At 53.3% G+C, this 11,853-nt stretch carries 9 protein-coding genes; all 9 read left to right on the top strand.

The genetic code is table 11. The features are described from left to right. Positions 1–160 precede the first annotated feature (160 nt). The 9 genes from GKC03_09735 (at position 161) to GKC03_09695 (ending at position 11,581) form a co-directional block, all read left to right on the top strand. The gene (locus GKC03_09735) at positions 161–3,244 is read left to right on the top strand and encodes a hypothetical protein (protein NYT12807.1); all 3,084 of its coding nucleotides are present in this window, start codon (positions 161–163) and stop codon (positions 3,242–3,244) included. After that, positions 3,244–4,440, top strand: coding sequence for a hypothetical protein (locus GKC03_09730; protein ID NYT12806.1), 1,197 nt, complete (start codon positions 3,244–3,246; stop codon positions 4,438–4,440). The genes GKC03_09735 and GKC03_09730 overlap by 1 nt, the downstream gene beginning before the upstream one ends. A 91-nt stretch (positions 4,441–4,531) precedes the next feature. Continuing rightward, complete coding sequence (locus tag GKC03_09725) at positions 4,532–5,413, top strand: MoxR family ATPase (protein NYT12805.1); 882 nt, start codon at positions 4,532–4,534, stop codon at positions 5,411–5,413. 7 nt (positions 5,414–5,420) lie between these two features. Further along, positions 5,421–6,731, top strand: a complete 1,311-nt coding sequence (locus tag GKC03_09720) for a DUF58 domain-containing protein (protein ID NYT12804.1) — start codon at positions 5,421–5,423, stop codon at positions 6,729–6,731. After that, the gene (locus GKC03_09715; GenBank protein ID NYT12803.1) at positions 6,721–7,455 is read left to right on the top strand and encodes a hypothetical protein; all 735 of its coding nucleotides are present in this window, start codon (positions 6,721–6,723) and stop codon (positions 7,453–7,455) included. The genes GKC03_09720 and GKC03_09715 overlap by 11 nt, the downstream gene beginning before the upstream one ends. A gap of 336 nt (positions 7,456–7,791) precedes the next feature. Next, the gene (locus GKC03_09710; GenBank protein ID NYT12802.1) at positions 7,792–8,430 is read left to right on the top strand and encodes a 4Fe-4S dicluster domain-containing protein; all 639 of its coding nucleotides are present in this window, start codon (positions 7,792–7,794) and stop codon (positions 8,428–8,430) included. Then, on the top strand, positions 8,417–9,859 hold the full coding sequence (locus tag GKC03_09705) for a hypothetical protein (GenBank protein NYT12801.1): 1,443 nt from the start codon (positions 8,417–8,419) through the stop codon (positions 9,857–9,859). Before GKC03_09710 ends, GKC03_09705 begins: the two co-directional genes overlap by 14 nt. Then, positions 9,849–10,694, top strand: coding sequence for a nicotinate-nucleotide pyrophosphorylase (locus GKC03_09700; GenBank protein NYT12800.1), 846 nt, complete (start codon positions 9,849–9,851; stop codon positions 10,692–10,694). Before GKC03_09705 ends, GKC03_09700 begins: the two co-directional genes overlap by 11 nt. Beyond that, positions 10,691–11,581: a competence/damage-inducible protein A gene (locus GKC03_09695; protein NYT12799.1), complete on the top strand. Its 891-nt coding sequence runs from the start codon at positions 10,691–10,693 to the stop codon at positions 11,579–11,581. Before GKC03_09700 ends, GKC03_09695 begins: the two co-directional genes overlap by 4 nt. Positions 11,582–11,853 lie beyond the last annotated feature (272 nt).

Raw genomic sequence — 11,853 nt, 5'->3', positions numbered from 1 at the left:
AACCCCCAATTATCAATTTCTACTTAGCATTTCATGGCGCAGGAAATCGTAATGATTCAGACGACTTTCGCGATTTTCCATTAATGAAAACTTATTTCCCGACCCGTGTCCATTTGATATTCGGGAAGTGTGGTGAACCTTCCACGCTAGGGGAGGTCAAATGGATTCCAGACTTAAGGTCGCGTCATTCATTCTCACAATACTAGTCATGGCGACAGCCTTATCCTCGGTATTCGAGCAGGTCCCCGTCTTCCCCCTGGATAACTTGTTTGAAGAGGAAGAGGACCAGACTCCCTATGAAGACAGGCAGCTGCTTCTCGTGGACATAACTAGCCTCGCCCATAAGCTCATTTTCTCGGTGTTCGAAGGTTATGGTGTGAGCTATCTTCGAAGCAGTGTCCTCACCCAATACGATTCGGGAGCATGGACTTCCACCCCAAGTGTGGAAGTTCGCTACTACACGAACCAGGACCTGGATACCGAATATTCTCCATACGCAATGGTGATGGAGGACAGCCTGTCGATATCGCCGGCCTCCAATTTCACAAGCTATATCCCGCTTCCTAAGAACACCAGGCAACTGGACATAGGTTGGTCTGCCAAAATGTTGTACTCGGAGGAGTATTCGACCTTCAGGACCGAGGAGCCTCTCGATGAGCTCTATTCCGTTAAGTTCGATCGCTGCAAGATCCCTGAGGATGCCCTCAATGAGACCGACATCGGGGAGGTCGATGACATCTACCTCCAGCTGCCCGAGCGTTTGGAGGATAGGATACGCAATCTGGCGGAGTTCGTGAGCTCCGCCTCCGAGTCTCCCTATCAAAAGGCCAAGGACATCGAGCGCTTCCTCAAGACGACCTTCGCCTACAAGGCGAGCTACGAGCGTGCTCCACCCGGTGAAGATCCCGTCGAGTGGTTCCTCTTCGAATCGGGAGAAGGCATCTGCACCCATTTCAACTCAGCCTTCGTTCTCATGGCCAGATCATTGGGCATCCCCGCAAGACTTTGTGTCGGATATCTTCTCGATCCCGACTCCTTCGTTCAGCACGTATACCTCGATCAAGCACATGTCTTCGCGGAGATCAAGCTGGAAGGCATGGGATGGCTGACCTTCGATGCCACTGGTCTAGCCGAGGAGACGCAATTCACTCCTCCCGATCCCAATCCCCCTCTCGGCACAGTGAGCGGGATCGTCTTCTACGACAAGGACGCCAATAGAATCATTGGACCGGAAGAGCCGGGAATAGAGGGTCAGACCGTTGTCGTTCAGAACCGAACCAGTGGGGATGTGATGAGCGTGATCACGGACCAGGCTGGCAGGTACTTCCTCAGCGGTCTGGAGGAGGGAGAATATTCCATATCGGTGCTCCCGGATGACGATATGATAATCCCAAATTTTCAACTCCAAAGATTCTACCACACCCGCGATATGTGGTGGACCTTTGACATAGGCCTTGCCTACCCGAGCGATTTCCCTGACATCAATGAGACTATGACCTCCATCACCCAGAATGATCCGATCCTCTACCGCAACGGCACTTTCCTGGTCCATGGGATCGTCAACTGTACTTCTGATCGGCGATTATCGGGACCGATGATCTTTGCCTATCTAGTGAGGGAGAAGGGAGCGAACCAACGATGGATCTGCGGAATGGATAGGCCACAAGTCTATACCGGTGAGTTCAGCATTCAGTGCAAGTTACCATCTGATATCCCTACCGGGGATTACAGCCTGGTTGCCAGATGTGCCGGCGATAGGCTCTGGAACAGCTCGGATAGTGACCCAGAGGTGAAGGTGATTGATCGCTCGACCTTCCTGTACAACGGGTCGATGCATCTCGTCTCAGATATCCCTTGCCGCCTCAGCTTCACCCTTGTAGAGTCATCCACCCTGGAGCCGGTCATCGGTCAGGCCGTGACCCTGCGTTGCGAAGGCGAAGAGGTTGAATTCACCGATGATCACGGGGAGGTCAGCATTGACCTCGTCCCCTCAGTGGGAAATCATTCCGTCGAGCTGGATTTCGCCGGCACGTATCTTCTGGAGGGCAACATCACGAGGTTCGATCTGGAGGCTTTCCAGCCCGGTGTCACCCTCGTTCGATCTGATCTGGTAAGGGGTGAGGAGAACCGCATCCTCGGAAGGGTCCTCGCCGGGGACATCCCTCTGGGAGGAGCGGAGCTTGAGATGGAGCTGTCCCTTGACGTTGAGGAGAATGCGACCAGCGACAGCAACGGTTACTTCACTATCTACGTCGAATTGCAGAAAGATGTTGAATTGGAAGAGATCGATTGCCTCTTCACACTTCCTGGGTTTGACATCCTGGACCATGTGTATCTGAGAGTAACTGCCCGGCCCAGCATTGAACTGTCTGTCAGGGAAAACATGGTCAGTGCCAGATTGACAGATGATTATGGCACTCCCATAGTAGGGGAGACCCTTGCCTTCTCCACGACTGATTTAGAGGTGAATCTCACCACCGACCAGGACGGTACGACATGGCTGAACATGGGCTCGGTCGAAGAGGTGAACCTCACTGTCAATTACGAGGGGTCGCAGATCTACCAGCCCGTTTCAGCGACCATGGTCTATGCTCCAGCTCCTGGACCGAATTGGTTGCTCATAGTGGCGGTCACCCTGGTCATCGCTGCGGTGGTTGGGGGAACCGTGGCCCTCAGGCGGAGAAGGTCTTCGGGACCATTTGAGTCGGTGGTCCCTGAGGATGAGCCGATATTGGTGGAGAGAAGTCGCTCCATGCCTTATCATTTTACCTTCAAGGAGATCCCTCAGAACATGCCGTTGGTGTGGGAAGCGGGAACACCGCTCCATCTCGTACTTTCAGATCCCGATGAGGATGTCCATGTTAGGATAGATGGAAGCGAGGTCCAAGGTATGTGGGACAGGGACGGTATGCTCTTCACTCTGGTCATGGAGAAGGGGGATCACATCATCCAATTGGAGGGAGTCAACGGCATCCATGAGGAGATGATCAGGGCGGTGGTATACAGGGAGGAGGTGGTGGACCTCTTCAATTCCGCTATTCTGAGATGGGGCAGACATTTCCCCTCGCTCACGAAGGACATGACTACCCGGGAGGTCCATTCTCTGGTAAAGGATAGGTATCATGACCGGAGTGAGCACCTGGAGACCATGGTCTCCGCCTTCGAGCTTGCCAATTACAGCAATCATCCGATATCGAGGAAGGAGTATGAGCGAATGTTCCTGGCGACAGCGGAGCTGATCTGATGGGGGGGAGTGACCTACCCGAATATCTCAAGGAATCCCATATCCCAAAGAGGCCCAACTTTTCCCTTGATGAGATCAGAGGATTATGGGTCAGGACCCTCACGATGATATTCATCATAATCTTCTCAGGGGTGATCGTGATGGGGCTCCTCAGCCCATCCGGCAGGCTGGGCTTCATTATGTACCCCCTGTTCCTGGCTGTCTTTCTCTTATATCTCGCATCCATATTCAGGATCATTCTGAAGGGAACAATGGCAGACCCGCTCTCTGATTCCATCAACTTCTTCGCGCCCTGTCTCTGCGTGAGTCTGATCCTGGTGGGGTTCCCCTCGAGCATCCAGACAGGGCTTGATCCCCTGGTGGCTCCGGTGTTATTCTTAGGCGTAGTCTTGGGAGTAGGGATTCTTTCCCGCTCCGCATCCCCTTCGAGGTGGGTTCTGATAAGGTTCGTGATCATTCTTACTCTGGGTTTGGTGACCCTCATCGTTCTCTCCTTGTTCCCCTACCAGCACCCGGATCCGATGCTTCCCTTTTTGCTGGGTTCGCTCCTTCCAGGACTCATCTCGCTTCTGGGGCTCTTCCATGGTCATGTCATCCTCATCCTCAGGAGGTTGGGTCGGATCTTCATCAAGGACTCGGTCGTGGTACTGACCTCGGCAATTGGTCTATTGGTATTGGTATATCTCTTCCTACTGAGGCCGCTGGTGATCTCGGAGGCTTCCAATCAGCTACCTTTGCTGGAGTGGATTGTCGTGGCTTTCTTTCTGACGATGGTGATCCTTTGGCTTCTGATACAGTTGAGGGCTTCGAGCAGCGGTCGAGTCACTGGGAGCTGGGGGAGGAAGATGGGTCGTGTGCTCAAGGGTGAGGGGGACATGGAGGTGGCCACCATGGCGGTGGATGCATTCGTGGAGAAAGGTCGGAAGGAGGACCTGCTGGTGGTTGTGACATCGGCCCTGTTGGCCAACGGACTCACAGAAAATGCGATATCAAAGATGCTCAGCGAGTTGATCGATTATCGAGAGAAGGAGGTCCCGCTAGCCTTCACGTGGACTTATGCGGAAATAGCTGCTGCCGGGAAGCTGGACCGACTCTCACTGGTTGAGAGAACACTGGATATGGCCATCAAGGAACTGGACCCTTCTTTCATCCTTAAGGAGGGAGAGAACATCATATCATCTGAAGGAGGAGGTTAGGTTGGAGGTTGAATACTTCAAGGAGCTAACGAACAAGATCATCGAGAGCACCACGAAAATCTTCGTGGGGGACGATGCAGTGGTGAAGAAGATGCTCTGCGCAGCGCTGGCAAACGGCCACATCCTCTTTGAGGACAACCCCGGTCTGGGCAAGACACTCCTTGCCAAGTTGTTTGCCAAGATCACCGGATGCAAGTGGGGCAGGGTCCAGTTCACTCCCGACATCATGCCTTCGGACATCCTCGGAACGAGGATATGGAAGCCGAAGCTATCGGAATTCGTGTTGGAAAAGGGACCGATATTCACGAATATCCTTCTTGCCGATGAGATAAACCGGGCGCCTCCCAAGACCCAGGCCGCTCTTCTGGAAGCTATGGAGGAGCGGCAGGTCACCATAGAGGGGGTGACTCATGTTCTGTCCCCTCCATTCTTCGTCATCGCCACCCAGAATCCCATCGAGCAGGAAGGTACATTCCCCCTCCCAGAGGCTCAGATGGATCGCTTCTTTCTGAGGATGTCAACAGGTTACGTGCGAACGCTAGAACTGGAATCCAGGATACTGAGGAGGAGGATCGAATGGAGGTCCGACAATCCTCTGGGGCTTGTCGAGCAGGCAGTCACACAAGACCAATTCCTTGATATGCAGGATACTGTGGAGAACGGTATTTACGTGGATAACCAGATCTTGGACTACGTCAGCCAGATGGTAAGGGCAACCAGGGAGCATCCCGCGGTGGAGGTCGGCTCCAGCCCCAGGGGCGGTCTGGCCTTGCTCAAGGTTTCCAGGGCCAATGCTGCGCTCAGCGGTCGAGATTTCGTGGTACCGGATGACGTCAAGTTGTTCGTTCACGAGGCCCTGTGCCACCGCCTCATTCTAAAGATGGAATACCAGTTCGACAGCTCAGTGACGCTCACGGGTATCGTCGATAAAATTGTGAAAGAGGTGGAGGTTCCAAGGGATTACACCAGGTAGTGGAAGGATGATTTGGTCCAGCAGGATGGCCTCGGAATTCTCATTGTTCGCCCTGCTCATCTTGGCAGGGATATTCTTTGCCAATATATTCCTGGTCCTGCTATCATTCATACCACTGCTTTTCACTGTGGTTTCACTCAACATATTGCCTCCTGGAGGTCACGAGATCTCCAGGAAACAGAAAATGGTCGAGGCCAAGGTGAACGACATGGTTCGCCTTAGTACAAACTTGGATGTGACCCATGGAAGGGGGTTGGTCACCGTGAGCGATCCCGTTCCCGACCGCCTTTTCCTCGAGAAAGGAACCAACTTCAGAGTGTTTTGGAAGGGGCGGAGACCACTTCAGGAGATGCTTGATTACACCCTCCACTGCACCCGTGGCGGAGCTTACGAGGTGGGGGAGTCAAGAATCGAGGCCTTCCACTTCTCCGGTCTGCTTCAGACCGAGTTCTCAAGGGGCCGGTCTGCCACCGAGATAGTTGTGAAGCATGCGTCTGATGATCTCAGGAAGCTCAGGGATCCCAGGCTCTCCATCAAGATACCCATGCCCGCCAGCTCCATCAGCCGGGTCAAAGCTCTTACCACCGATTTCAAGGAGATCAGGGAGTACGTCAAGGGAGACGCCTTTCGGAACATAAACTGGAAGGCAACGGTGAGGAGCGGAGGTCTGGATAAGAACGTAATATTGGTCAACGACTTCGAGAGGGAGGGCACCAAGAGGGTTTGGATTTTCTTGGATGGGGGTAGGGGGATGGCGTCCGCCTCCTCGATCAAGAATGCTTTCGAATATGGGCTCCAGGCAGCCCTTAGTCTCTCTAGGTTCTATTTGGCCAGGGATTGTGAGGTAGGCCTCAGCATCTATCATCAAGGGGTCACTCTCCTGCCCGATGGCGGTCGCCGCCAAGAGAAACTGATCACTCGCAGGCTTCTCGGTGCCGAGATTGGGGATGATGATTTACCGCTTGAGCGGGAGGTCAGGAGGCTAGGCGGCCATATTGCGGGCACGAGCCCACTGTTCATAATCATCACCAGGGTGAGGGGGAGCGGTGCTGTAGATCTCATGGATGGGATGAGGCAGATGCGCCGCATCTCTGGGAGCAACTCCCGGATAGTCCTACTCAACGTTGGTGGCGGGGACGAAGAGGTGGTCACCGATAACGAGAAGCTTGCCGAGAGGATAGCCGAGTTGAGGAAACTCCCAGTGCTTCGATCGTTGAGATCCTCGGGAGCCTACCTGATAACATGGAACCCGCTTGAGCAGGATTTCCAGGAATTGGTGGTCTCCAGACTAGGAAGGGGTGGTGGGGATGCCAACTAATTCTAGGGCAATACAGCGATCATCTACAGGGTTCTTGGGCGAACAGGACATAGGCTCCAGGATCCTAGTGACTCTCATGATGGTACTGGTGGCCATAATCTCCCTCTACGTGTTCACTACGAACAACATCTTTCGTATTCTGGAGGATGCTGCCTTGAGCGCACTCATGAAGTTCGGGTGGAGCTTCAGCATGGGGGCCGTACTGGTCGTCATACTTCTGATGATCATTAGCATTGCCGCTCTGAGTGAGAGAAGGTTCAAAGCCATTCTCCTACTCTCAACAATTCTGTACATACCATCGTTACTCCACTTTTCCAACATTGATCCATTCTTCATTCTGGGCTTCCCCAATGATCTGTCAAGTCTGAGCAGCACCCTTCCGGACCTGGTAATCTTTCTCAATGGGGTGATCATCGTAAGTGGGTACATCTTCCTGAGATCCTATGATCAAATGTTGGGATTGCGAAGGAACCTCCTGATCAGAGGAGCGTACTGGGGCGAGACCATCAGGGCAATAAGAGGGAATCTAGTCTACATCGTGTTCCTGCTTGCATCCTGCTCAACCATCGTTTTCATCTTTGCATTCTTCCTCAGTTGGGTCTCGGGCGCTTTCCAAGGCTTCACTGTTCTTCCCTTGATAGCTTTGATAGTCTCGTTAATGATCATCCTCATTCTTACCTATCGGCTGCTATCAAGCAGGGCACCTCCCACCCGAGTTGCCTGACCCATCGGACCCACCCGTCCTATTGGTCATTAATTAACTAGGTTCAATCTGGGAAGATCTTGTATGTGGTATGATCTGAGAAGGCAATTCTTGGATGGAAGGACAGTGGGGCCGCAAGGAATCGATAGTTACGCGTCCAGTACATTCATTTCACCAATCCCAAAAATTCGAAATTCGGTTCTGACACGGCCATTCCCGCAATTCGTAGGGGGTTGCCTAGAGATGTTGAAAGGTTTAATTCAAGTGAGAATCATGAGGTCTATAGAAAGGGATGAGCGGGGCAATCGGGCGTATCCGATTTCTTCGGTTTATCGGGAATCACTTGGAGGAAAGAAGATGAGGGTCATCAATATGTTCGCCGAGGTTGATCCTGAAAAGTGCACCGCCTGCAGAACCTGCGAGAGAGTGTGCCCCACTCTGTCGATAAAGGTCGGACGTGAAAAGGGTGCAAAGAAAGCAGTCGTGGATTTGAGTACGTGCGTGGGTTGCGGGGCTTGTTCAGAGAGATGTGAGTTCGGGGCCGTGAGCCTCAGAGACCTTGCGACCCCGAGGGTCATCCGGGTCGACCCGAATTTGGTCGATAGGCAAATGATAACGGATCTATGTTCAAAGGCGAGGTTGCATCCAGAGCAGGTTCTTTGTTTCTGCACAGGAACTAGGGCCGAGGAGGTTGCAGCCGCGATAATTCAGGGCGCATCCTCGCCGGAAGAAGTCTCAAGGGAAGTTGGGGCAAGGACCGGGTGCAAGGTCGAGTGCTTCCAGCCCATCTTGAGGCTGCTGGTGGCGGCCGGAAAGGATCCCAAGCCGGTCGAGGGCGGATGGCAGTGGTATGGTCTGACTCCCACGGTGTGGGACATTCCAGAGTCGGTAGTCGCGAAATACTCGTCCAGGGGATTCTACTTCGAAGAAGATCGGGCCCTGTTCAAGAAGTTGCTCGAGACCAAGACCGAGGGAGGTGATAATGGTGTCCACTAGGTTCAACGACCCCGTCAAGCCTCTCCCTCCCAAGCCTTCCAGGTACGGACCGCTGCCTGAGAGCATCGAGGCGAGATCATCAGACCTCGGACAGATGGTCTCGATCAGGGTTCAAGACCTGTTCCCGGATTTCCTTGCGAGCATCTACCCCTCGGATGCGGGTGTGAAGGTTATCAGGGAAGCGACTGAAAGGGCGCTCGAGAGAATTGATATGTCAATGATAGGACCTGGCGACTCCGTCAATATCCTGGGATCTCATCATGGGTTCACCATTCTTGGAGGGGAGCCTTACGCGGAGATGCTGAAGGCGACCAAGGACGCGATCGTTGAAAGGACAGGCACCGACGACATCCGGTTGAGAGCCGGCGTCGGTCTCAGGTTCAGGGAGTCGGACGAATACATCCAGAGATTTGGTCTTGATGAGTATTTCGGCGGGAAGGCTAAAGGAGTGGCTCCGATCGACGAAGGCATCCCGATCCAGACTGAGATAGGAACACTGTATGGGATCAAGAGATGCTATGACGCCGATTGGATCGTTCACGCTCATAATAGCGATGTGAGGGAGATACACTTCCACAGGCATGTGGACCGGGCGGTGAAGCCCTTCGGGATGTCGTATGCTAGGCTCGAGACCCGATCGACTTACCACCACAACCTAGGGCCGAGGGGCGCCAACTTCGCGGCCAGAGCGATATTCAATTCCGACCTTGTGCAGAAGAAGTGGACCTTCGCCACATTCCTGAAGCCCACACCAGCAGGCGTCGCTGGCGTCGATGCAGACAACAATCTTTTCTCGCTTGATGAGAGGCTCTCCATCGATAACTTCCGTTATTACGGCAAGATCCTGACGCTTCTTGGGCGCATCGATGATTGCATAGCCATACTGGACTTTCAGGCTCCGATACCCTATGTCTTTTCCGCCGGGATGATCTTCGCCAACTTCTCAGCTTCCAGCGTCGATATCTTCGATCTCGATTATCCTCTTCCAGGCTATACTTGGTATACTGAATCATTCTATGGTAGGGACGAGAAACCCCTGATCTCCGATGTCGCTCCCATGAATCCGGCCATAAAGGCGATCATCATCAACTACGCCTGGGGAGGCTATCCCAGCGTATTCTGGGCCAAGATGATTCCAACCATTGTGGTGGGGGAGAGCCAGGCGGATGTCTTCAGGAGGGACCCTCAGAACGTCGAGTTCATGAAGCACGCCCTTGTGGCCGAAGATCTCGGGACAGCCGTGGAGATGGCCATCAGGATCACCGGAACGGATAAGTTGATAGCCTTCGACGGCGCACCAGGAGCGTTGAACGTTAGCGAATCACTCGCTTCGCATCTCGTTTCCGAAGCGCCGAAGGTGGATGAGGAGGTCGACGCTGAGCTCCTGCCGAAGTGGTGCAGGCAGAGGGGGATAACGGTTGCGGAATGAGGTAAGGTCTGTACCGCGTGAACCGGACGGCATCGATATCAGGGACGCGATCTTCAAGAACTTGACCAACAAGAGGGTGAGAGCGGTCATCTGGACTAAGCAGAGCGGAACCGTCTCCGGCATCGGCCGCATGATCGAGACAGCAAAAGAGATGAATCTGTCCATTCAAGCTACGGTCAGAGATGGCGACGATGTCGATGAGGGCGGTACGATCGCGATCATCGAAGGAACGCCCAAGGAGATATGCCTTGCCGAAGATATGCTCATAGGTCTCGTTGGAAAGACCTCAGGCATCGCCACAGCGGCGAGGCGAGCAGTAACTCTTGCAGGGGGTAATGCCACCATCGTTTCTGGGGGATGGAAGAAGATGCCGAACCAGATGAAAGAGGAGATCCGGGAAGCCATCAGGCTCGGGGGATCCGGTCTGCGGATCACGGAGCACCCATTCGTCTATCTCGATAAGAACTATGTCAGGATGTTCGGCGGTATCGTTCAGGCTCTGCTTGCGGTTCGGGAATTGGAGGGTAGAATGAAGGTCATCCAGATCCGTGGTGAGACCGAACCCATTGTCCGTGAGGCTGTCGTTGCGGCGGAGCATGGCGCCGATATTATTATGGTCGATACCGGTGACATCGACGACTTGAGGTCGGTATCCAGTGCCCTCTTCAGAGAGGGTCTGAGAACTCGCGTGAAGATCGCTTTCGGAGGGTCGATCCCTCTGGAAGAGATACCGCGCATAGTGGAGGCAGATGTGGACATACTCGATATCGGCAGGGCGATCATAGATGCACCCATGCTTGACATAAGACTCGATGTGGAAGGGGTGGAAGATTGAAAGTGCAACTGCTCGGGAAGACCGAGCTGTGGATCGAGAACATAGTCCTGAGGGATGCCAATCTGACAGAGATCGGCACCGCCATGGCCGACGTTCTGAAACTAGGTAGAGAAGAGGTCTTCGTCACTGACGCGTCCGAGAATCACGTCGCTTTGGATATACTCCGGACCGAGGTGGAAGCTGAGAATGTCTATGGCAAGAGGAACGAGATACTCGAACGTCTGGCGTCAATCCAAGGAGTCTCATTAACAGATAGCACAACGATTCACTCGGAGGGCATACTCGGGTTCATAAGTCTCGATAAAGTGACGGCCCGGGACGTTCTATCAAGAACCGATTCGATGGTCTCCGAGATCGTTGGGAGGGTGCGGATGAGGTGCATTGTCTTCCCCACCGGTGAGGAGGTCAGAACAAATCGCATAAGGGACACGAACTCTCCTTACATTGAAGAGCGGTTAGGGGAGGAAGGCTACGAGGTGAAGATAGGCCCAGCTCTTAAAGATGATATCGACTCCATCTTCGGGGCGCTCAACAAAGCTCTGGATGAGGGATACGGTCTCGTCATCACTACCGGGGGCGTAGGAGCGGAGTCGAAGGACCGTACCGTTGAGGCACTTCTTAGGCTGGACCCAACAGCCGTGACACCGTACATAACGAGATATCATAAAGGGACTGGCAGGCACGAGAAGGAAGGCGTGAGGATCGCGGTGGGGGTCTTAGGCTCTTCGCTGTTCGTTGCGCTGCCTGGACCAAACGACGAAGTCAGATTAGGTCTGAAAGCCCTGATCTCTGGGTTGAATAGAGGGCTTGATAAGCATGATCTGGCGCTAGAGATAGTCAACGCTCTAAGAAGCAAGTATGTAGGAGCTCATGGGCTGTCTGAATGAGATCGAAGACAATGGACATGTAGTGAGGCTGCTAGGAATCGATTGTTTTCACGTCCAGCACATTCATTTTTTGAGTCCGATTGAATTCGAAATCTGTTCCGCTCCTTCATGACTAGCATAGACAACATATCCCCAAGTCTCTAGAAGCCCTGTCTAGCAGATTGGTTCGACGATCAACGGACTCTTATCTAGTTAACTATCGTGAATACATTTAAATATAGTTTACTCAAAATGTGTTCTTAGGTCCCAATTTGGGGGACCTTTTAATGGAG

It is taken from the genome of Methanomassiliicoccales archaeon (assembly GCA_013415695.1).
Lineage (GTDB): Archaea > Thermoplasmatota > Thermoplasmata > Methanomassiliicoccales > JAAEEP01 > JAAEEP01.
Note: the sequence above shows the minus strand (reverse complement) of the source record. Positions and strands in the feature narration are given on the sequence as shown.